Raw genomic sequence first — 21,884 nt, 5'->3', positions numbered from 1 at the left:
GCCCGATCACGCGGCCGGCCCGGCCGTGGCCCGAAATTCCAGAAACAAAGGGAGGGGCCGGGAAATTCCTTCCCCGGCCTTGCTCAGTCCCGGCAGCCCTCGGCGCGCAGCAGGTCTTCCACCGCCGCCGCCGGCACGTCTGTCGCGGTGAAGACGTCGCCTGGCGCGCGGATCAGCACGAAGCGCAGCATGCCGTCGCGCACCTTCTTGTCCTTGCGCATGCGCCCCATCAGGGCGGGCACGGTGAAGCCGCTGTTGTGCCCGCGCTCCAGGTCGCGGATGCGGGACGGCAGGCCGATGGCGGCCAGATGCGCTTCCACCCGCTCCGGCAGCGCCGCGTCGCAATGGCCCAGCGCGGCCGACAGCCGGGCGGCGAGGCCGAGGCCCAGCGCCACGCCCTCGCCATGCAGCAGGCTGCCGTCGTAGCCGCATTCGGCTTCCAGCGCGTGGCCGAAGGTGTGGCCGAGGTTCAGCAGCGCGCGGCCGCCTTCGGGGCTTTCTTCCCGCTCGTCGGCGGCCACCACCGCGGATTTCAGCCGGCAGCTTTCCAGCACGGCGTGGCGCAGCGCCTCCGGGTCGCCGGTCACGGCGGCCGCGCCGTTGGCCTCGCACCAGTCCCAGAGCGGGCCGTCCAGCAGCCCGTGCTTGGCCACCTCGGCATAGCCGGCGCGCAGCTCGCGCGGCGGCAGGGTGGCCAGGGTGCCGGTGTCGGCCAGCACCAGGATCGGCTGGTGAAAGGCGCCCGCCAGGTTCTTGCCGGCGGCCAGGTTGATGCCCGTCTTGCCGCCGACCGAGCTGTCCACCTGCGCCAGCAGGGAGGTCGGCACCTGCACGAAGGGCAGGCCCCGCAGCGCGGTGGCGGCGGCGAAGCCCGCCAGGTCCCCCACCACGCCGCCGCCCAGCGCCACCACCGTGGTGCGGCGGTCGACGCCCGACGCCATCAGCGATTCCAGCACGACGCCAAGCTGCGGCAGGCTCTTGCTGGCTTCCCCCGCCGGCACGGTGATGGAAGCGCGGATGTCCAGCCCCGCCGCCTCCAGCCCCTGGCGCAGCGTGGCCAGATGCAGCGGCCCGACATGGGAATCGGTGACGATGGCGACGCGCGGCGCGGGCAGGGCGGGCTTCATCAGCGCGCCGGCGCGGGCGAGCAGCTGGTCGCCCACCACCACCTCGTAGGACCGCTCGCCCAGCACCACGGGCTGGCGGGTCGGCGGCCGCCAGCCGGCGATGGCGGCGGCCACCTGCTCGGTGGTGTCGTCCGCCGTGTCGGTGTCGCGGCAGTCGATCACGATGTCGGCCTCGGCATACAGCGGGTGGCGCTGGGTCATCAGGCGGGTCAGCACCTCCACCGGGTCGGCGTTCAGGAACATCGGCCGGGTGGTGCGGCCCGCCACGCGCGTCAGCAGCGTGCCCATGCCGGCGCGCAGCCAGATGGCGGCGGCGCCCGCGGCACGGATGGCAGCGCGGGTTTCGGCATCGTTGAAGGCGCCGCCGCCGGTGGCCAGCACGATGGGCGGGCCGTCCAGCAGGCGGGCGATGATGCGGCGCTCGCCTTCGCGGAAATGCGGCTCGCCGTAGCGGGCGAAGATCTCCGTCACCGGCTGGCCGGCGGCGGCCTCGATCTCGGAATCCGCGTCGCGGAACGGCAGGCCGAGCTTCTGCGCCAGGCGGCGCCCGACCGAGGTCTTGCCCGAGCCGGGCATGCCGACGAGCACCAGGGAGCGCGGCCGCAGGGTGGGCGGCGGCGGGGCGGCGGCGGAAACGACGTGGGGCGGAATGATGGCGAGGCCGAGGTTGCGTGACACGGGGGCGGACGGTAGCACATCGGGCGCGAAGCGCGTAGCGCGCCCAATCGCCGAGCTGAGGATACCCCGAGCCGCCATGTTACGCCGCCCCCTGCTGCTCCTGGTCCTGGTCCTGATTGTCGCCGTCGTCGGCGGTCTGCTGGTGGTGGGCGCCTTTCCGCCGCCCGCCTCGCAGCAGGCGGTGGAACGCACGCTGCCGAACGAGCGCTTCGGCACCCGCTGAGCCGTGCCGCTGGCCGACCGGCACCTGGAAGCCTTTCTGGAGATGCTGGCGGCCGAGCGCGGCGCCGCCCGCAACACGCTGGCGGCCTATGAGGCCGACTTGTCCGACTTCGCCGGCTTTGCCCGCCGGCGCGGCGACGCCACCCTGGCCAGCGCCGGGCCCGAGCTGCTGCGCCGCTACGTGGCCGGGCTGACCGACCAGGGCCTGTCCCCCCGCACCGCCGCGCGGCGCCTGTCCGCCCTGCGGCAGTTCCACCGCTTTCTGGTGCGCGAGGGCGTGCGCGCCGACGACCCGACCGAGTTGCTGGACACCCCGCGCCTGCCCGCCCCCCTGCCCAAGGCCCTGCGGCGAGAGGCCGTGGTGGCGCTGCTGGAAGCCGGCGCCCGGCTGCCCGGCCCGCGCGGCCCGCTGGCGGCGGCGGCCTTGGAGCTGCTGTACTGCGCCGGGCTGCGCGCCAGCGAGCTGGTGTCGCTGCCCGCCACGGCCCTGGCGGCGGAGGCCCCCCTGGTGATGGTGCGCGGCAAGGGCAACAAGGACCGGCTGGTGCCGATCTCGGCCCGCGCGCGGCAGGCCGCGCTGGCGCTGCGCGACCCCCAGGCGCCCTCGAAATGGCTATTTCCGTCGCGCGCCGCCAGCGGCCACATGACGCGGCAAACCCTGCACAACCTGGTGCACGATGCGGCGCTGGCCGCCGGGCTGGACCCCGCCACCGTCAGCCCGCATGTGCTGCGGCATTCCTTTGCCACCCACCTGCTGGAAGGCGGCGCCGACCTGCGCAGCCTGCAGCTGCTGCTGGGGCACGCGGATATCGCCACGGTGCAGATCTACACCCGGGTGCTGGAGGAAAGGCTGCAGGCCCTGGTGGCGGAACATCATCCGCTGGCACGGGCCCTGCCGGGCGGCAGCGCGGGTGGTCCTTGACGGGGCCCCCCGCAGCTTTCCCGCACCCGCGCCGATCGGACGCCGCAAGGTGCTTCGCTGATATCGACCACCTGGACAGGCGCGCCCTGATATTCGGGTGCATCCCCAGGCGGGTGCCCGGAAGGCCCGGGCCTTTGGCGAACGGCGTTCGAAAAAGGGCGTCGCCCCTCCCAAAGGCCACCGGGACCAGCACCCGGGAACCCCCGCAGGCTGGCGTCCCGGCGCGGCCTGGGCTAGGGCAGGGACCCCCTGGCCCGGCTGGCCGGCTGGCATGAGACGGAACCGAGATGCGTCACTTCCTGGACTTCGAAAAGCCCCTCGCCGAACTGGAAGGGAAGATCGAGGAGCTGCGTCGCACCACCGACACCGGCAGCGTCGACTTGGCCGAGGAAGTGGGCACGCTGCAGGCCAAGGCCGAGAAGCTGCTGGCCAGCACCTACAGCAAGCTGACGCCGTGGCAGAAGGCGCTGGTGGCCCGCCACCCCGACCGCCCGAAATGCCTGGACTACGTGCGCGCGCTGATCGACGACTTCATGCCGCTCGCCGGCGACCGCGCCTTTGCCGAGGACGCGGCGGTGATCGGCGGCATCGGCCGCTTCCGGGGCCATTCCGTGGTGGTCATGGGCACCGAGAAGGGCACCGACACCGAAAGCCGCGTGAAGCATAACTTCGGCATGGCCAAGCCCGAGGGCTACCGCAAGGCCCGCCGCCTGATGGAGCTGGCCGGGCGCTTCGGCCTGCCGATCCTGTCCTTTGTCGATACCTCCGGCGCCTTTCCGGGCATCGAGGCCGAGGCGCGCGGCCAGGCCGAGGCCATCGCGCGCGCGATCGAGGCCGGGCTGGACGCGCCGGTGCCCTTTGTCGCCACCATCATCGGCGAGGGCGGCTCGGGCGGCGCCATCGCGCTGGCCGCGGCCGACCGGGTGCTGATGCTGGAGCACTCCATCTATTCCGTGATCTCGCCCGAGGGCTGCGCCAGCATCCTGTGGCGCGACGCGGCGCAGGCCAGCACGGCGGCGGACGCGCTGAAGCTGACGGCGCAGGACCTGTCCCGCCTGCAGCTGATCGACGCCGTGGTGCCGGAGCCGGTGGGCGGCGCGCAGCGCGACCCGGCGGCGGCCATGCGCGCGGTGGCGGACAAGGTGTGGTCCAGCCTGGAGCCGCTGCTCGCGCAGGACGCCGTGACGCTGCGGGCCCGCCGGCGCGAGAAGTTCCTGGAGATGGGCAAGCACGGCATCGCCTGACACCGTGCCGGCCGCCTATTCGTCGTAGCCGTAGCTGGGAAGGTGGCTGGCGGCCAGCGCGCTGGTCGGCGACTTTTCGCAGCGGATGCGCAGCATGACGCGCCCGGCATCCGTCAGCACGATGACGTCGCCCTGGTCGAACATCCGCACGGCCGAGCCGACCTCGCGCACCGCGTCCTCATAGGCGTTGAACATCATGTCGGGGCTGCGCATCGCGCCGTCCCGGCTGGTCCATGTCAGCTTGCAGGTCATCCTGTCCTCCTCCCCCGTTCCGCTCGCGCCGAGTGTGCGGCGCGAGCGGTGAAGGCGGCGTTAAGTCAGGACCTGTAAGAGCCGTTGATGTCGATGTACCCGTGCGTCAGGTCGCAGGTCCAGGCGGTGCCCTTGCCGCGGCCCAGGCCGAGATCGACCGTGATCTCGATCTCGCGGCCCTTCATGTGGGCCACCACCGGCGTCTCGTCGTAGCCGGGCAGGGCGCCGCCGTCGCGCGCCATCCAGGTGCCGCCCACGGCGACGGACAGCTTGTCGCGGTCCGCCGGCTCACCCGCCTTGCCCACCGCCATGACAATGCGGCCCCAGTTGGCGTCCTCGCCGGCGATGGCGGTCTTGACCAGGGGCGAGTTGGCGATGGCCATGGCCACCTTCTGCGCCGAACGCGCGGTGGTCGCACCCGTCACGTCGATGCGCACGAACTTCTGCGCGCCCTCGCCATCGCGCACCACCTGCAGCGCCAGGTCCAGCAGCAGCTCGTGCAGCGCCTTCACGAAGGGCTTCAGCATGGCGCCGCCCTCGGCCGGCACGCGCGGGTGCTTGGCCTGACCGGTGGCGAAGACCAGCACGGTGTCGCTGGTAGAGGTGTCGGAATCCACCGTGGTGCGGTTGAAGCTGGCGTCCGTGCCCTTCGCCAGCGCCGCCTGCAGGGCGGCGGCCGGGATCTTGGCGTCGGTGGCGATGAAGCACAGCATGGTCGCCATGTCGGGCGCCACCATGCCGCTGCCCTTGGCGATGCCGGCGATGGTGACTTCCGTGTCGCCGATCAGCGCCTTCCGCACGCAGGCCTTGGGAAAGGTGTCGGTGGTCATGATGCCGCGCGCGGCATCGGCCCAGGCGCCCTCGGTCAGCGCGCCGTGCAGCGCGGGCAGGGCGGCGGTCAGCTTCTCATACGGCAGCGGCTCGCCGATCACGCCGGTGGAGGCGAGGAAGACCTCCTTGGTCTTGCAGCCGACCAGCGCGGCGGCGGCCTCGGCGGTGGCCTGCACCGCGTCGCGCCCGGCCTTGCCGGTGAAGACGTTGGCGTTACCGGCGTTGACCACCAGCGCGCGGGCCTTGCCGGACTTCAGCGCCGCCCGGCACCAGTCCACCGGCGCGCCGGGGCACTTGTTGCGGGTGAACACGCCGGCCACCGTGGTGCCGGGCGCGAACTCCATCACCGTCAGGTCCGCGCGCCCCTTGTAGCGGATGCCGGCGGCGGCGGTGCCGAGCCGCACGCCGGCGATCGGCGGCACCTCCGGCAGGGCGACGGCGAGGGGGGAAACGGGCAGAGCCTTGCCGGCCATGGGGCGGGTCCTTGGTGTGACGGGGGTCGAAACAAAAGAACGGCGGGGTTTCCCCCGCCGTCGGTCGGTCAGCGGCAGGCGTTACCGGCGCTGGGCCGGCGGCGGCGTGGCGCCGTCCAGCAGCGAGGGGGCGGGGGCCATCTGCCGCACCGAGCCGTCCTCGTTGAAGCGCTCGATCTTGGACGCCTCCTGGATGCGCTTAACGGTGTCCTGCACCGCCTCCTCGAAGGCCGCCTGGCGCAGCGTGTCCAGGCTGTCCTCGAAGGAGGGCGCCTCGGCCGCGCGGCGCTCCTCCACCTTGATCACATGCCAGCCAAAGGGGCTGCGCACCGGCGCGCTGATCTGCCCGGGCTGCAGCTTGAAGGCGGCCTCGGCGAACTCGGGCACCATGTCGCCCTTCTTGAAGAAGCCCAGGTCGCCGCCCTGCTCGGTACCGGGGCCGGTGGAGCGGGTGCGGGCGATGGCGGCGAAGTCGGCGCCGGGCTTGCGCACCTCGGCCTCGATCTTCTTGGCGTCCTCCTCGCTGGCCACCAGGATGTGGCGGGCGTGGATCTCCTCCTCGCCCGCCTTGCCTGCGATGTCGCGGGCATAGCGGGCGCGCAGCGCCTCCTCCGTCAGCTTGGGCGCGATCTCGCGGCGCAAGAGCGCCTGCTGCAGCTCCTGCTCCTCGGCGCGGCGGATGCGGGCCTGCACCTCCGGGTCATCGCCCAGCTTCTCGGCGCGGGCGGCGTTCACCAGGGCCTTCTGGGTGATCAGCTGGTCCAGCACCAGCGGCGTCAGCACCGTCTCGGGCGCCGAGCGCAGCTCGGGCGGCAGCTCGCCAATGGCGGCCTGCACGTCGGAGCGCCGGATCTCGGCGCCATCGACCTTGGCCAGCACCGGGTCGGCGGCGGGCGTGGCGGCGGTGCCCCCGGGGGCCGGAGCAGCCGGGGCCGGCGCCGCAGCGGCCGGGGGCTGCGCGGGCGCGGGGGCCTGGGCCAGCACGGGGGCTGCCGCGAGCAGCAGGGGGAGGAGGAGGGTGGTTGAACGCATGGAACCGATGTGCCTTCCCGGCGGGGGAGGGCGCAAGATGGCGCAGGGCGGGCGAGAGAGAAAGGCCAGCGAGCGAACTCCCCCGAGCCCCCTCCTTCTTTCGCCTGTTTTCGGGCCTGCCCGTGGCGCGGGCGCGCCGTCAGGCCAGGAAGGGGCGGTCGTGGCGCTCGAACCCGGCCGCCTGCAAGCAGACGCCCTGCCTCATCGGGCCTGGAATTCCGCGTAGCGCGCGCGGAAGGCCTGGATGAACACGCGGCCCTTCTCCGATTCCTCGTATTCCTCCACCACCTCCTCAATGAAGGTGCGCTCAACCTCCCCGAGGTCGCCCAGGGCGGCACGCAGGAAGGCCGGTGGCCCGGCGAGGGTCGCGATATCCTCACCATCGATCAGGAGGGCGAAATCCCGTTCTGGAGTGAAAATCATGGTCGGGGAATATCGCAACATGGTTCCGATCACACGCTCCTGAAGCGGAAGACGCCAGACGGCCGTCAGTTCTCCCGGATGATTCGGTGAGACAAAGGTCATCAGAAGTTGCCGGTGGCCCCGTGCGGCCACGGCCGCGAGGAATCTGGTGTATTCATCGACTGTCAGGGGCGCTCGGGTGTGTGCCACCTGCCAACCCGAGAAGCGCAGCCACGCCGTTGAAAAGTCGGTGTTCACCCCGTCATGCGGGGGTGGTGCCATCCAAATTTTCACCATTTCCCAAGCCAACTGTCCCAGGCGGCGCTCCTCCTCCGTATCCCCGGCGCGCGAGACGTCGCTGGGCACATCTTCCTCATGACGATAGCTGGGGAGTTGGGTCATCACGGCGTCACTCCATAACGGAACTTGTGTGTTGCCTTTGCTGGAATTCGGCCAGCGTCATAAGCAGCGTGATCCTGGATCTCCAAAGTTATTTCCCCTCGGTTCTTGGTCGCAACGCGCGTCACCGCTGTCCGCCCATCAGGCAGCGGATGGGACATCACGCTCGGATCATTAGGATCGGGCTTCCCGGCGCCGGGTCGTAGTGCCTGGAGGTCGGCGTCGCGCTGGGCCGTCCCGCCGCCTCGTTCGTATTGCGGCGTATGCTCAGTGGCCGAGTTCCTGCTCCGGCCCCGGCGCGGCATTCGCGGCGTCTGTGCCGCCAGTTCCTCGACCGTCGGCGGTGAGGGCAGCAGCGGCTCCGCAGGCGCCGACGCACCCCGCTCCTCACCGGCTGCCTCCGCCTCACCCGGCTGTTCCGAAATCTGGTTGTGCCAGCTTCGTGGCCCCAGGCCGCCGCGCGGGCGAAGGCCGGCGCTGGGCGTCCATTGGGGGCGTGCGGTGGGCCGCAGGACCGGCAAGGGTGGCCTCATGATGCGGCCGCCACCGACGCCAGCGCCGAGCATCCGGTCCGGATTCGGGAGAATCCCAGAAACGGGGTACATGTTCAGCATGGCATGCTGCTCGTAGCCGGAACTGATACTCCGGTGCGCCGCAACCCCCGGCGTCGTGCCGGGCATGTCCTCCACCACCCGCCCCGGCGGCGCGCTGCGCGTACGCGCCGAGACATGCTCGGCATGGCCGTTGCGGGTGCGGTCATAGGCCCGCACGAACACCAGCCCCTCGGCGGTGCGGCCGCCGGACGAGGCCTTTCCCAGCGCCTGCCAGCCGTCGCTGACCCAGGCGCTGTATGCACTCCTCTCGGGATGCCCGCTTTGCCAGGAGCGCGGGTCACGCATGGCGCGCTTCAGGCTTGCTTCCGTGGCAGGGACAAAGGTCACAGGCCACCGCCTGTCTAGAATGAATTCCTAATTCGGGAGAAAAGTCGATACCCCCGGCCCTGCCACCGCGCTTCGTTGACCCTGGCGGGTCCCAAGCCTATCTGTGCGCGTGACAGAGACTGCCACCCGCCCCCACGCGCCCCGTGGGTCGCGCCGCGCCGAGCCCTGGCGCGGGGCAGGGGCCCTCGGAGAGACTGAGACAGATGTTCGCCCGCCTTGCCCGCGCCGTCTTCGGCACCGCCAATGACCGCGTGCTGAAGCAGTTCAGCGCCCGCCTGCCCGCCATCGCCGGCTTCGAGCCGAAGCTGGCGGCGATGCCGGACGAGGAGCTGCAGGCCCAGACCCTCCGCTTCCGCGAGCGGCTGGCCAAAGGCGAGACGCTGGACGACATTCTGCCCGAGGCCTTCGCGACGGTGCGCGAGGCCTCCAAGCGCGTGCTCGGCATGCGGCATTTCGACGTGCAGATGATCGGCGGCCAGGTGCTGCATTCCGGCCGCATCGCCGAGATGAAGACCGGCGAGGGCAAGACGCTGGTGGCCACGCTGGCGGTCTACCTCAACGCCCTGCCGGCCAAGGGCGTGCATGTGGTCACCGTCAACGACTACCTGGCGGCGCGTGACAGCGAGCAGATGGGCCGCCTTTATGGCTGGCTGGGCCTGACCACCGGCTGCGTGGTGCACGGCCTGACCGATGACGAGCGCCGCGCGGCTTACGCCGCCGACGTCACCTACGGCACCAACAACGAATTCGGCTTCGACTACCTGCGCGACAACATGAAGTACCGGCTGGACGAGATGGTCCAGCGCGACTTCGCCTACGCCATCGTCGACGAGGTGGACAGCATCCTGGTGGATGAGGCCCGCACGCCGCTGATCATCTCCGGCCCGTCCGACGACAGCTCCGACCTGTACCGCAACGTCGACGTGGCGGTGAAGGCGCTGGTGCAGGACAAGGAGACCTATGAGAAGGACGAGAAGCAGCGCTCCGCCGCCCTGACCGAGGCGGGGACCGAGGCGGTCGAGCAGATGCTGCGCGAGGCCGGGCTGCTGACTGAGGGCAACCTCTACGACAGCCACAACATCTCGCTCGTCCACCACGTCAACCAGGCGCTGCGGGCGCATGTGCTGTTTGCCCGCGACGTGGACTACATCGTCAACCGCGAAGGCAAGCTCGTCATCATCGACGAGTTCACCGGCCGCATGATGGAAGGCCGCCGCTACTCGGACGGCCTGCATCAGGCGCTGGAAGCCAAGGAAGGCGTCGAGGTCCAGCCGGAGAACCAGACGCTCGCCTCCATCACCTTCCAGAACTACTTCCGCATGTATCCGAAGCTGTCCGGCATGACCGGCACGGCGGCGACCGAGGCGGACGAGTTCGCCGAGATCTACAAGCTGGAAGTGGTCGAGATCCCGACCAACGTCCCCGTCATCCGCAAGGACAGCGACGACGAGGTCTACCGCTCGGCGCGCGAGAAGTACGAGGCCGTGGCGGTGCTGGTGAAGGAGGCGCAGGCGCGCAACCAGCCCGTGCTGGTCGGCACCACCTCCATCGAGAAGTCCGAGCTGATCTCGGAGCTGCTGAAGAAGCAGGGCGTGCCGCACGCGGTCCTGAACGCCCGCTACCATGAGCAGGAGGCGGGCATCGTGTCCCAGGCCGGCGCCCCCGGCTCGGTCACCATCGCCACCAACATGGCCGGCCGCGGCACCGACATCAAACTCGGCGGCAACGCCGAGATGCTGGCCGAGCAGAGCTTCACGGGCGAGAAGTACAGCCCCGAGTGGGACGCCCACCTCGCCGAGGTGCGCGCCAGCATCAAGGCCAAGGAAGCGGCGGTCAAGGAAGCCGGCGGCCTGTTCGTGATCGGCACCGAGCGGCACGAGAGCCGGCGCATCGACAACCAGCTGCGCGGCCGCTCCGGCCGCCAGGGCGACCCCGGCGCCAGCCGCTTCTTCCTGAGCCTGGAAGACGACCTGATGCGCATCTTCGGCTCCGACCGCATGGGCGGGATGCTGGAGAAGCTCGGCCTCAAGGAAGGCGAGGCCATCATCCACCCCTGGATCAACCGGGCGCTGGAAAAGGCACAGAAGAAGGTCGAGGCGCGGAACTTCGACACGCGCAAGAACCTGCTCAAGTACGACGACGTGATGAACGACCAGCGCAAGGAGGTCTACGCCCAGCGGCGGGCCTACATGCAGGCGCAGGACGTGTCCGAGACCGTGGAGGAGATGCGCCGCGAAACGGTGGACGCCATCGTCGCCCGCGCCATCCCCGAGAACGCCTATCCCGACCAGTGGGACCTGGAAGGGCTGGACCGCTCCGTGCGCGAGGTGCTCGGCCTCGACCTGCCGGTGGCCGACTGGGCGCGCGAGGAAGGCATCGACGAGGTGCAGGTGCGCGAGCGGCTGCAAACCGCCGCCGACCAGGCCGCCGCGACGCGCGCCGCCAACATCGGCCCCGACCTGATGCGCATGGTCGAGAAGTCGCTGCTCCTGCAGGTGTTCGACGCCGTGTGGAAGGAGCACCTGCTTAACCTGGACCACTTGCGCCAGGGCATCGGGCTGCGCGCCTTTGCGCAGCGCGACCCGCTGAACGAGTACAAGAGCGAAGCCTTCAACCTGTTCAACGGCCTGCTGGACGAGATGCGCGAGCGTCTCACCTCGCTGCTGATGCGCATCGAGCTGCAGCCCAACGCCCTGCCCATGGCGCCCGAGCCGGTGCGCGTGACCGACATGCGCCACCCCGACCCGGGCTATGCCGACGCCACCACCATGGCCACCGCCGGCGCCGAAGGCGGCTGGGACCATGCCGGCGCCGCCCCGCCCCCCGCCGCCCTGGCGCGCGAGGTGGAAGGGGTGGACCCGGCCGATCCCTCCACCTGGTACCGCACGCCACGCAACGCCGCCTGCCCCTGCGGGTCGGGCAAGAAGTTCAAGCATTGCCACGGGCGCAGCGCCGTGGGCGTGCCGGCGGAAGGCAACTGAGGGGACAGGCCAGGGGGCGCCGCCCCCTGGACCCCCGCCGGGGTGGTTGAACCACCCCGGACCCCGACATCTGTTTTGTATCTTGCTCCGGGGGTCGATGACCCCCGGAGGCTGTCTGTTCAGCGCGAGTGGCCTTTATTTTAAGAAAAAGGCAGCAGGCACCGCGCTTCATCGCGAAAGCCCGAAACTGCTTTCAGAAGCCGGGGTCCGGGGTGGCTCAGCCACCCCGGCGGGGTCCAGGAGCAGCGCCCCTGGCCACCATCGCCATCACGCCCGCGCCAGCCACCCGTGAATCCCTTGCGCCAGCGCCCGCGCCACCTTGGCGCGGTGGGCCGGCTGCTTCAGCGCCGCCTCGTCCCGCCGGTCGGACAGAAAGCCCATTTCCACCAGTACGCTGGGAATCTCGGGGGCCTTCAGCACGGCGAAGGCGGCCTGGCGGTGGGTGTTGGGCAGCAGGGGCACCTCGCCGCCCAGGGCGCGCACCACGGAGCTGGCCATGCGGTCAGACCCGGCGCGGGTTTCCTGGCGCACCAGGCTGAACAGGATGCGCTCCACTTCCGGCGACACGGGCGGCAGGCGCAGGCCGCCGCGCAGGTCCGCCTGGTTTTCCCGCTTGGCGAGGCCTGCCGACAGCGAGTCGGAAGCGCGGTCGGACAGGGTATAGACGCTGGCGCCGCGGGCGCCGGGGGCGCTGTCCGCGTGCAGCGACACGAACAGTGCGGCGTCACGCTTGCGGGCGAATTCCACCCGGCCATCCAGCGGGATAAAGGCGTCGCGGGAGCGGGTCATGGCCACGCGGCAGCGGCCGGTGCGTTCCAGCACGCGCTTCAGCTCGGTGGCGGCGGCCAGGGTGATGCGCTTTTCATGCGTGCCGGTCACGCCGATGGTACCGGGGTCCTTGCCGCCGTGGCCGGGGTCCAGCACCACCAGGGGCAGCGGCGCGGCGCGGCGGCGGGTCTGGGCCAGGGCGGGCGAAGAAAGGCCGGCGGCGGCGAGACCGAAGGCGAGTTGCAGCAGCCGGCGGCGGCTGGACGGATCGGGCATGGCGTGTTTCCCCCACAAGTCTCGGCAGCCCGCCGGGGGCGGGCGGCCACGGCACGGCGCTGCCCCCCGACAGGGCCGTGTGGCCGCAGCCTATACGGTATTACAGCGGGATCATGGGTTTACCGAATGTAACATGTGAATGTGACTGCGCCTTGTGCAAGCGGAACGCGACGCCTATGGTGCATTGCCCCGGCGGTCAGTGCCGCTGGTGGAGGTTTTACCGGGTGTCACCGCCCGCCGGCCACCGATGGCTGCCCCGCTTTGGCGGGCGCCGGGTGGCGCCGGCAGCGGTTGCAAAGGATGCCCCGGGTGCCAGGCTGTCCCCCATCGCGCGGGGCCGTTTCCTGTTGTGCCCGGGTGGCGTCGCCCTTGCCTCCACCGGTTGTCGCACAGCGGTGTGGCGGGGCGGCCCAGGCCATGCGTGGCCCGCCGCCCGCGTCGCGCCTGTCCGCCGGCCCGCCCGCGCCTGCCGGTGCCGCCTTGCGGCCGCCCAGGTCGCGCGCGGGGTTCGCGCCTGGCGCGCGACAACAGGGCCGCCCCCGTGTCAGGGGCGCCGGCCCGCCGAGAGAGAGGTCGGATCGCGCAGCATGGGCCGCCTATCGCCGCGCCGCCGCGTCCATCCCGCCTTCTCGGGCCTGCCCACCTATTGCTGCCGCCCCGCGCCTGAGAGCGCCGGCGGCACGGAGCATCCCGGTTCATGACCAAGCGCATGCTGATCGATGCATCCCACCCGGAAGAAACCCGCGTGGTGGTGCTGGACGGCAACCGGCTCGAGGAATTCGATGTCGAGACCGAGCACAAGAAGCCCCTGAAGGGCAACATCTACCTCGCCAAGGTGGTGCGGGTGGAGCCCAGCCTGCAGGCCGCCTTCGTGGAATACGGCGGCAACCGCCATGGCTTTCTGGCCTTCGGTGAGATTCACCCCGACTACTACCAGATCCCGGTCGCCGACCGGCAGCGCCTGCTGGACATGCAGGCCGCCGAAGCCGCCGAGGACGATGACGACGACGGCGAGGAAGTGAGCGAGGCCGAGGCCGACGCGATGGTCGCCCGGCTGGAGGCGATCGCCGACGCGGACGAGGCCGAGCGCGCCGCCGCCGCCCAGGGCCCCGAGGCCAATCCCTCGACCTTCACCGCTTCCGAGGAGCCGGAGGGCGCCAATCCGCGCCATGTCGAGCCGGGCGACGTGCACCCCGAGGCGCCCGAGGGCGACAACGGGCCCGGCCGCGCGCAGCCCATGGCGATGGAGCAGGAAAGCCGTTCCGCCACGCCTGAGGAGCTGATCGCCATTGAGGCCGCCGCCGCCGAGGCGACGGTGCCGCACGAGGACGTGCCCGCCCCCGAGGAAGACGAGGAAGGCCCGCCGCCCGAGACCGTCGGCGGCCGCGGCAGCAAGGACGAGGGCGAGGGTGACGACCAGCGCGAGCGGCGCATGCCGTCGCGCTTCATGCGCCACTACAAGATCCAGGAGGTGATCCGCCGCCGGCAGATCATGCTGGTGCAGGTGGTCAAGGAGGAGCGGGGCAACAAGGGCGCCGCGCTGACCACCTATATCAGCCTGGCCGGCCGCTTTTCCGTGCTGATGCCGAACAGCCCGCGCGGCGGCGGCATTTCCCGCAAGATCACCTCGGCCGGCGACCGCAAGCGGCTGCGCGACGCGGTGCAGGAAGTCGGCCTGCCCAAGGGCATGAGCCTGATCGTGCGCACCGCCGGCGCGTCCCGCCCCAAGCCCGAGATCGTGCGCGACGGCGACTACCTGCTGCGGCTGTGGGACGAGATCCGCACCCGCACCATGGAATCGGTCGCCCCCGCGCTGGTCTACGAGGAAGCCGACCTCATCAAGCGCTCGATCCGCGACGTGTTCAGCACGGGCATCGAGGACATCCAGATCGAGGGCGAGGACGCCTACCGCCAGGCGCGCGAGTTCATGCGGATGCTGATGCCGCAGCATGAGCGCAAGATCCGCATCCATCGCGACCAGGGCGCCTCGCTCTTCGCCCGCCACGGGGTGGACCAGCAGCTCGACGCGATGATGTCGCCGGTCGTGCAGCTGAAGTCGGGCGGCTACATCGTCATCAACCAGACCGAGGCGCTGGTTTCCATTGACGTGAACTCGGGCCGCGCTACGCGCGACCGGCACATCGAGGACACGGCGCTGCGCACCAACTGCGAGGCGGCCGAGGAAGTGGCCCGCCAGCTGCGGCTGCGCGACCTCGCCGGGTTGATCGTGATCGACTTCATCGACATGGAGGCGAGCCGCAACGACGCCCAGGTGGAGCGCCGCCTGAAGGAAGCGCTGAAGCACGACCGCGCCCGCATCCAGGTCGGCCGCATCAGCCACTTCGGCCTGCTGGAGATGAGCCGCCAGCGGCTGCGCCCCAGCGTGACCGAGCATTCCTTCATCACCTGCCCGCATTGCCAGGGCCTCGGCATCGTCCGCAGCCCGGACAGCGCCGCGCTGCAGGTGCTGCGCGCGATCGAGGACGAGGGCAGCAAGCGCAAGGCCGCCGAGATCTGCGTGCACGTGGCGCCGGAGCTGGCGCTGCACCTGCTGAACCGCAAGCGCGACCGGCTGGCGCAGATCGAGCAGCGCTACGGCATGCAGGTGGTGTTCGAGCCCGACAGCAAGCTGCTGCCGCCGGCGCTGCGCATCGAGCGCACCCGCGCACAGCTGGTGGCCGAGGCGCCGACCACCCCCGCCGCGCTGCGCATGGACTACGCCCCCGAGCCCGCCTACGTGCCGGAGCCCGAGGCCGTGGAGCCCGCGCCGCGCGTGGCCGAGGCGGTTGCCGCCGAAGCCGAGCCGGCGCATGACGGCGAGCCGCCGCGCCGCGCCGAGGGCGAGACGGGCGAAGGCAGCCGCCGCCGCCGCCGGCGCCGCCGCCGTGGCGGCCGCCGCGAGGACGGCAGCCCGATGACGCCGCAGGACGTCGCGTCCGAGGATGCCCAGGGTGGTGAGCCGGGCGACGACCAGGGTGACGACCAGGGTGAGGGGGCGGTGGACCGCGAGGACGCCGTGACCGCCACCCAGGCCGCGCCCGAGGCACCGGCGCCCGTGGCCGCGCCGCGGCCCGAGCGCCAGCCGGAAGGCCGGCGCGACGATCGCGGCCCGCGCCGCGATGGCCGCGACGGTGGCCGGCGTGAGGACGGCATCCGCCGTCGTGGCCGCCGCAGCGAGGGCTTCCGCGATGAAAGCCGCGCGCCCGAGGCGGCACGCCCGACGCCCGAGGCACCGGCCCGCTACGTCGGCCCCACTCCGGCGAACCCCTTCGCCGGCGGCTCGCTGGAGGACATCTTCGACGCCATGGCGGCGGCCGAGGAAGCGGCGCTGCGTCCGGCCCAGCCGGCCGTTTCGCCGCAGCCGGCTCCGGTGGAACCCCAGGTGGTGGAGCCCCAGGCAGCCGAGCCCGTGGCGGCCCCCGCACCGGAGCCGGTGACGGCGGCGGAGCCGGTGGCAGCCACCCCGGCGGCGCCGGAAGCCATGGCCGAGCCGGCGCCGGAAGCGCCCGCCAAGCCGCGCGCGCGCCGCGCCGCCAAGCCCAAGGCCGTGGCGGAAGCGGCCACGGCCGCCGAGCCGCCGCTGGCCCAGCCCCCGGTGGCCGAGGCGTCCGCGCCGGAGGAAGCGCCGGCCGCCAAGCCGAAGCGGGCCCCGCGTGGCCGCAAGGCCGAGGCCGCGCCGGCAGCCAGCCCGGCCGAGGCGACGGTGGCGGCGGCAGAGGAGGCGGCGCCCGCCAAGCCCGCCCGCCGCCGTGCCGCGCCCAAGCGGGCCGAGCCCGCGCCGCCGCCGCCCGCCGCCGCCGAGACGGTGTCCGGCGAGGCGCCGGCCCCCGCGCCCGTGGCGCCGGCCGAGCCGGCGGAGCCGGCTTCCGCCACGTCCGAGCCGGTGGCCGCCGCCCCCGTGCAGCCGGTGCTGGTGGAAAGCTCGCCCGACGCACCCAAGAAGCGTGGCTGGTGGAAGCGCTGAACCGTCCAGACCCCGCGGCGGCTTGGCCGCCGCGGGGGTGCCTTGGGTTGCCGTCATGACCGTGCCCGCCTTCACGCCCATCCGCACCGAGCGGCTGACGCTGCGCCCGCTCGGCGCCGCCGATGCCGCCGAGCTGCATCGGCTGATCAATGACTGGGACGTGGTGCGCTGGCTGTCCCGCGTGCCCTTTCCCTACCCGCGCGAGCTGGCGGACGAGTGGATCGCCTCCACCCACCGCCAGCGCGAGGCCGGCGAGGCCTGGCACCTGGCCATTGTTGGCCAGGAAGGCGACAAGGAAGTGCTGGTCGGCTGCGCCGGCCTGATGAAGAAGAGCGCCGACGAGCGCGAGGCCGAGCTGGGCTACTGGGTCGGTCGCCGCTACTGGGGCCACGGCGTGGCGGCCGAAGCCGCCGGGCGGCTGGCCCGCTGGGGTTTGGCGAACCTGGACATCGACCGCGTGGTGGCCAGCGTGCTGGAAGGCAACGACCGCTCGGCCGGCGTGCTGAAGCGCGTGGGCCTGCGGGAGGTCGGCACGGGCGAGGCGCATTTCCTGGCGCGCGGCGCGCGGCTGCCCGTGCGCCTGTTCGGCGGCGGGCGGGAAGAGGTGGCCGCCCCCCCGGCCGAGCCGCCGCCGCAGGCCGCCCCCACGGTCGCGCCCGTGCTGGCGGCCGAGGCGCCGCCGGGCAAGAAGCTGCTGCTGGTGGCCGCCTGCGCCCTGGTGGACAGCGACGGCCGGGTGCTGCTGGCCCGCCGCCCCGAGGGCAAGGCCATGGCCGGGCTGTGGGAATTCCCCGGCGGCAAGCTGGAGCCGGGGGAAACGCCCGAGGAGGCGCTGATCCGCGAGTTGAAGGAGGAGCTGGACATCGACGTTTCGGCCGCCTGCCTCGCACCCTTCACCTTCGCCAGCCACGACCTCGGCCACGCGCATCTGATGATGCCGCTGTACCTGTGCCGCCGCTGGGACGGCACCATGGTGGCGCGCGAAGGCCAGGCGCTGGCCTGGGTGCGGCCCAACAAGCTGTCCGACTACGCCATGCCGCCGGCCGACCGGCCGCTGGTCGCCATGCTGCGGGATTTCCTGTGACGCTCCCGCCGTCCTGAACCCTGCCGAGGACCTTGCCGATGACCAACCCCACCGCCTGCCTCCTGATCATCGGCAACGAGGTGCTGTCGGGCCGCACCAAGGACGCCAACCTGCAGTTCCTCGGCACGCGGCTGGGCGAGCTCGGCATTCCGCTGCGCGAGGTGCGGGTCATCCCGGACGTGCCGGACGTGATCGTGGACACCGTGAACGCCGTGCGGGCGCGGTTCACCTACGTCTTCACCACCGGCGGCATCGGCCCCACGCATGACGACATCACCGCCGAATGCATCGCCCGGGCCTTTGGCGTGCCCTGGGAGCAGCATCCGGAGGCGATGGCGCTGATGGCCGCCGACTATGCCCGCCGCGACCCGCCGGTGGAGTTCAACGCCGCCCGCCAGCGCATGGCCACCATGCCGCGCGGCGCCACGCTGATCGCCAATCCGGTGTCGGTGGCGCCGGGCTTCATCATCGGCAACGTGCATGTGATGGCCGGCGTGCCGCGCATCATGCAGGGGATGTTCGAGCAGCTGGCGCCGACGCTGAAGGGCGGCACGCCGGTGCAGATGCGCGCGGTGCACGCGCACGGCCTGCTGGAAGGCCGCATCGCCGAGGAGCTGGGGCAGATCCAGAAGCGCTTCCCCGCCGTGGAGATCGGCTCCTACCCGTATTACCGCGAAGCCGGCGGCGGCGTGGCGCTGGTGGCCAAGGGCACGGACGTGGCGGCGCTGGAAGCGGCGGTCGCGGAGATCGCCGCCTTTGTGGCCGGCCTGGGCTTCGAGCCGGTGAGCGGCGAGCCGAAGTAGGGCGGAAGCCCCGGGGGCGGCCCGCCGCCCCCGGGACGCGCGACCTCAGCTCTGGCCGGGCTTCACGTCCATGGCGCGCGTCCGCTCGTCCATGCGCGGGTCGTGCACCAGCCCCTTCCGCACCGCCCAGGTGTTCACCAGCTGGTGCAGCGGGATGATGGCGACATCGTCGATCGCCAGCTTCACCGCCTGTTGCAGCAGCTTCTCGCGCTCGGCGTCGTCCAGCGTGCCCAGCGCCTTGGCCGTCAGCGCGTCCAGCTCCGGGTTGGAATAGCGGCCGGAATTGTTGGCGCCCATCCGCGTTTCGGTGCTGTAGGTGCCCATGATGTTGACCAGGGCGTAGGAGGCCTCGCCCGTGATGCTGCCCCAGCCGGTCAGGCGCATGCCGAATTCCTGCCGGTTGGCGCGGGCGGAGAAGGTGGACCAGGGCAGGGCCTGCACCGTGGTCTGCACGCCGATGCGCGTCCACATCTGCGCCACGGCCTGGGCGGTCTTGCTGTCGTTGGGGTAGCGGTCGTTGGGCGTGCTCAGCACCATGCGGAAGCCCTGCGGGAAGCCCGCCTCGGCCAGCAGCTTCTTGGCACCCTCGATGTCCAGGCGCGGCGGCTGGATGCTGTCGTTGTAGGAATAGGTGCCGGGCGGCAGCCACTGGCCGGCGGGCTTGGCGGTGTTTTCCATCACCCGCTCGGCCAGGCCGTCGCGGGCGATGCCCATGGTCAGCGCGCGGCGCACGCGCACGTCGTTGAACGGGTTGCTGGCGAGCGGCTTGCCCGTGTTGTCCGTCACGTCGATCGGGTTGTCGGCGCGGCTGCGGTCGGGCGACAGGTAGATCAGCCGCAGGCCCTGGATCTGCGTGAGCTGCAGCCGGCTTTCGCGGCCGAGCTGCGGGATGTCGGAGGAGGGCACCGTGTCGATGATGTCCACGTCGCCCGACAGGATCGCCGCCGTGCGCGCGGGCGGCGAGGAGATGACGCGGAAGTCCACCGTCGCCCAGCTCGGCTTGCCGCCCCAGTAGTTGTCGTTGCGCGTCATCTGCGTGCGGGTGCCGGGCGCATAGGCGCTGAAGCGGTAGGGGCCGGTGCCGACCACCGCCTTGCCGCTGTTGTAGTCCTCCGTCGCGGCGCCCGTGCCGGCGTGGCGGGAAATGATGGCGACCGAGGCGAAGTCGGTCGGCAGCAGCGGGTAGGGCGCCGCGGTGTGGAAGCGGATGGTCAGCGGGTCGACGATCTCGGTCCGCTGGATGGCGCGCACGAAGCCGCCGAAGCCGCCCGGGCTGTTGGGCACGTTGGGCGTGCGCTCGATGGTGAAGGCCACATCGTCGGCGGTGAAGGGCTTGCCGTCATGCCACTGCACGTTGGGGCGCAGCTTGAACTCCCACACCGTCGGCGCCACCGCCGTCCAGGACAGGGCGAGTTGTGGCTGCAGGCGGGTGGAGGCGTCGAATTCCGTCAGCTTGTCGAAGAAATGCGCCGACACGCTGTTGTTGGGCGAGGCGTTGTAGAAATGCGGGTCCAGCGAGGTGACCGAGCCGCCGATGGCGATGGTCAGGTTCTGGGCCGCCAGCGGCGTCGCGGCCAGCATCGCCAGCGTGGCGGCGCCCAGCAGCAGGGCGGTCTTCAGTCTGGACGGTGCAGGGGACATCGGCGCTCCAAGGACATCGTGACGGCCACGACATCAGCGCGAAACATGCCGGTCATGCAAGTTATGAATGGCCGGCTTCGTCCACCAGGCGCGCCAGCCGCACCGCTGTGTGGCCGCGCAGGGCGCGCGGCGTCGGCATCACCAGCAGGCAGTTGTCGTGCGGCGTGCGGATCTCCTGCTCGCCGTCCAGCGCCAGCAGGGTGTTGCGGGCGGGAATCACCTGGCCGCCGCGGAAGTCCTGCACAAAGGCGAAGCCGTGCGTGGTGGCGGTCACGGTGCGCGTCACCTCCGCCAAGCGGCCGGGGGGCGTGGCGGGGGCGGTGCTGGCGGGCAGCAGGCCGGTGTGGCGCAGCAGCGCCGTGGCCGAGGCTTCCAGCACCTCGAAGGTCGCCGGCTGCCAGTGCTGGCCGCCTTCCACCAGCAGCGCGGCGCGGCCGAGGCGGGCAAAGGCGGCGCAGTCGATCAGCCGGCGCCCGGTGCTGTGGCCCTGGTCCGCCACCACCAGCCCCGGCACGCCGAGCCGCAGTCCCAGCGCGCGGGCATCGGGCGTGTCGCCCGCCAGGATCAGCGGGTCGGACGGCCACAGCATGCTGTGCAGGTCCAGCAGCACGTCCACCCCGTCCATCAGCGGGCGCAGCGCGCGGGCGCGGGCCAGCTCGCTGGAACGGCGCGGGCCGAGCAGCACGCGCTCGTCCCACACCCGGTTCAGGTCCTCGTCCACGAAGCGGGACAGGGTGGGGTCGGTGGGGTCGAAGCGCGCGAAAGCGTCCAGGTTGGCGAAGACCAGGGTCAGCCGCCCGCGGAGTGGCCGCAGCCCTTCCCGCAGCCAGCGGGCCAGCAGCAGCGCGCCGGCGATCTCGTTGCCGTGGATCAGGCTGATCAGCGCCACGTGGGGGCCGGGCGACGCGGCCTCGAAGCTCCACACGCCCGGCAACAGGTTGCCGCCGAGCCAGGGGCCGAGGTCCGGCACCGGCAGCTGCACCGGAAACACCGGCAGCGCCAGGTCGCGCGGGCCACCGCCGGGCACCACCGGCTCAGCCACCGCCGGCAGCGGCGGGCCGGCGGCGGGCGTCCGCCACCAGCTGCTGCAGGGTCGGCAGGTCCACCGCGCCGGGCACCAGCGTGGTGCCGATCACCAGCGCCGGCGTGCCCTCGATGGACAGCGCCCGCGCCAGTGCCAGGTTGCCTTCCAGCCGCTGCTGCACCGCCGGGTCGTTCATGTCGCGCTGGATGCGCGCCCAGTCGAGGCCGAGCTTCTCCGCCTCGGCCTTCAGCACCGCCTCGCTCGGTTCCACCCGCAGGCGCATCAGCGCCGCCTGCAGCGGCAGGTACTTGCCCTGCTTCTGGGCGGCCAGCAGCACCCGGCTGGCCACCACGCTGGACGGCCCCAGGATCGGCAGGTCCTTCATGACCACGCGGATGTTGGGGTCCGCCTGGAGCAGCGCCTCCATGGTCGGGTGCAGCACCTTGCAGTAGCCGCAGCGGGCGTCGAAGAACTCAACCAGCGTCACGTCGCCGCGCAGGTTGCCCTTCACCGGGTCGGCGGGGTTGCGCAGCAGCGCATCGGCCTGGGCGGCGATGGTGGCGCCGCGCGTGCTGTCGCGCGCCTGCCGGTCCGCCGCCTGCAGGGCGGCCACCGCGTCGCGCAGGATGGAGGGGTCCTCGCGCAGCGCCTGGCGCAGCACCTCCACCACCTCCTGCCGCTGCGCTTCCGTCAGCGCGGCGGCATGGGCGGGCGCCAGGGGCAGCGCGGCGAGCAGCACCGGCAGGACCCGGCGGACAAGGGGGCGAAGGGGCAAGGCGGCGGAACTCCTCAGCGGCCGCACAGTCTGCGGGCAGGCGGC

The 21,884-nt window shown here is 72.0% G+C and carries 17 protein-coding genes; 7 read left to right on the top strand and 10 right to left on the bottom strand.

Annotated elements, in window-relative coordinates; translation table 11 throughout:
- Nucleotides 1-83: 83 nt before the first annotated feature.
- Entirely contained in the window at nucleotides 84-1,883 is a 1,800-nt protein-coding gene (aroB, locus tag IAI59_RS16550; protein ID WP_207415004.1) for a 3-dehydroquinate synthase, read from the bottom strand.
- Here aroB and IAI59_RS16545 point away from each other — a divergent pair.
- The 3 genes from IAI59_RS16545 (at nucleotide 1,882) to IAI59_RS16535 (ending at nucleotide 4,193) form a co-directional block, all read left to right on the top strand.
- A complete protein-coding gene (locus IAI59_RS16545; protein WP_207415005.1) occupies nucleotides 1,882-2,028 on the top strand; it encodes a hypothetical protein in 147 nt (48 codons plus the stop codon). The genes aroB and IAI59_RS16545 overlap by 2 nt on opposite strands.
- 3 nt (nucleotides 2,029-2,031) lie before the next feature.
- On the top strand, nucleotides 2,032-2,949 hold the full coding sequence (locus IAI59_RS16540) for a tyrosine recombinase (protein WP_272877391.1): 918 nt from the start codon (nucleotides 2,032-2,034) through the stop codon (nucleotides 2,947-2,949).
- Between the two features lie 287 nt (nucleotides 2,950-3,236).
- Nucleotides 3,237-4,193, top strand: a complete 957-nt coding sequence (locus tag IAI59_RS16535) for an acetyl-CoA carboxylase carboxyltransferase subunit alpha (RefSeq protein ID WP_207415006.1) — start codon at nucleotides 3,237-3,239, stop codon at nucleotides 4,191-4,193.
- Between the two features lie 15 nt (nucleotides 4,194-4,208).
- Here the strand turns inward: IAI59_RS16535 and IAI59_RS16530 are convergent, their stop codons facing one another.
- From IAI59_RS16530 to IAI59_RS16510, 5 genes are all read right to left on the bottom strand, one after another.
- Nucleotides 4,209-4,445, bottom strand: a complete 237-nt coding sequence (locus IAI59_RS16530) for a hypothetical protein (protein WP_207415007.1) — start codon at nucleotides 4,443-4,445, stop codon at nucleotides 4,209-4,211.
- Between the two features lie 65 nt (nucleotides 4,446-4,510).
- Entirely contained in the window at nucleotides 4,511-5,749 is a 1,239-nt protein-coding gene (gene argJ, locus IAI59_RS16525) for a bifunctional glutamate N-acetyltransferase/amino-acid acetyltransferase ArgJ (RefSeq protein ID WP_207415008.1), read from the bottom strand.
- A gap of 81 nt (nucleotides 5,750-5,830) precedes the next feature.
- A complete protein-coding gene (locus tag IAI59_RS16520) occupies nucleotides 5,831-6,781 on the bottom strand; it encodes a peptidylprolyl isomerase (protein ID WP_207415009.1) in 951 nt (316 codons plus the stop codon).
- 201 nt (nucleotides 6,782-6,982) lie between these two features.
- On the bottom strand, nucleotides 6,983-7,585 hold the full coding sequence (locus tag IAI59_RS16515) for a hypothetical protein (RefSeq protein WP_207415010.1): 603 nt from the start codon (nucleotides 7,583-7,585) through the stop codon (nucleotides 6,983-6,985).
- Complete coding sequence (locus tag IAI59_RS16510; protein ID WP_207415011.1) at nucleotides 7,585-8,481, bottom strand: hypothetical protein; 897 nt, start codon at nucleotides 8,479-8,481, stop codon at nucleotides 7,585-7,587. Before IAI59_RS16510 ends, IAI59_RS16515 begins: the two co-directional genes overlap by 1 nt.
- Before the next feature lie 245 nt (nucleotides 8,482-8,726).
- Here IAI59_RS16510 and secA point away from each other — a divergent pair, with 245 nt between their 5' ends.
- Nucleotides 8,727-11,504, top strand: coding sequence for a preprotein translocase subunit SecA (gene secA, locus IAI59_RS16505; protein WP_207415012.1), 2,778 nt, complete (start codon nucleotides 8,727-8,729; stop codon nucleotides 11,502-11,504).
- 267 nt (nucleotides 11,505-11,771) lie between these two features.
- On the opposite strand, the gene IAI59_RS16500 is transcribed toward secA, so the two are convergent.
- The gene (locus tag IAI59_RS16500) at nucleotides 11,772-12,548 is read right to left on the bottom strand and encodes an N-acetylmuramoyl-L-alanine amidase family protein (protein ID WP_237180352.1); all 777 of its coding nucleotides are present in this window, start codon (nucleotides 12,546-12,548) and stop codon (nucleotides 11,772-11,774) included.
- Nucleotides 12,549-13,245: 697 nt separating this feature from the next.
- On the opposite strand from IAI59_RS16500, the gene IAI59_RS16495 reads away from it, so the two are divergent.
- The 3 genes from IAI59_RS16495 to IAI59_RS16485 are packed head-to-tail and all read left to right on the top strand — an operon-like array spanning nucleotide 13,246 to nucleotide 18,399.
- On the top strand, nucleotides 13,246-16,512 hold the full coding sequence (locus IAI59_RS16495; protein ID WP_207415013.1) for an Rne/Rng family ribonuclease: 3,267 nt from the start codon (nucleotides 13,246-13,248) through the stop codon (nucleotides 16,510-16,512).
- A gap of 55 nt (nucleotides 16,513-16,567) precedes the next feature.
- Entirely contained in the window at nucleotides 16,568-17,596 is a 1,029-nt protein-coding gene (gene mutT / locus IAI59_RS23375) for an 8-oxo-dGTP diphosphatase MutT (protein ID WP_207415014.1), read from the top strand.
- A gap of 38 nt (nucleotides 17,597-17,634) precedes the next feature.
- Nucleotides 17,635-18,399: a competence/damage-inducible protein A gene (locus IAI59_RS16485; RefSeq protein ID WP_207415015.1), complete on the top strand. Its 765-nt coding sequence runs from the start codon at nucleotides 17,635-17,637 to the stop codon at nucleotides 18,397-18,399.
- Between the two features lie 45 nt (nucleotides 18,400-18,444).
- Here the strand turns inward: IAI59_RS16485 and IAI59_RS16480 are convergent, their stop codons facing one another.
- The 3 genes from IAI59_RS16480 to IAI59_RS16470 all read right to left on the bottom strand — a co-directional run bounded on the left by IAI59_RS16480 (nucleotide 18,445) and on the right by IAI59_RS16470 (nucleotide 21,839).
- Nucleotides 18,445-20,040: an ABC transporter substrate-binding protein gene (locus IAI59_RS16480; protein ID WP_207415016.1), complete on the bottom strand. Its 1,596-nt coding sequence runs from the start codon at nucleotides 20,038-20,040 to the stop codon at nucleotides 18,445-18,447.
- Between the two features lie 61 nt (nucleotides 20,041-20,101).
- Nucleotides 20,102-21,082, bottom strand: a complete 981-nt coding sequence (locus tag IAI59_RS16475; RefSeq protein WP_237181150.1) for a M14 family metallopeptidase — start codon at nucleotides 21,080-21,082, stop codon at nucleotides 20,102-20,104.
- Nucleotides 21,075-21,839: a DsbA family protein gene (locus IAI59_RS16470; protein ID WP_237180353.1), complete on the bottom strand. Its 765-nt coding sequence runs from the start codon at nucleotides 21,837-21,839 to the stop codon at nucleotides 21,075-21,077. Before IAI59_RS16470 ends, IAI59_RS16475 begins: the two co-directional genes overlap by 8 nt.
- Between the last annotated feature and the right edge of the window lie 45 nt (nucleotides 21,840-21,884).

This window comes from Roseomonas haemaphysalidis (assembly GCF_017355405.1).
In the GTDB taxonomy this organism is placed as follows: Bacteria; Pseudomonadota; Alphaproteobacteria; order Acetobacterales; family Acetobacteraceae; genus Pseudoroseomonas; species Pseudoroseomonas haemaphysalidis.
The sequence above is the reverse complement of the archived record's forward strand: the minus strand, read 5'-3'. Positions and strand labels throughout refer to the sequence as shown.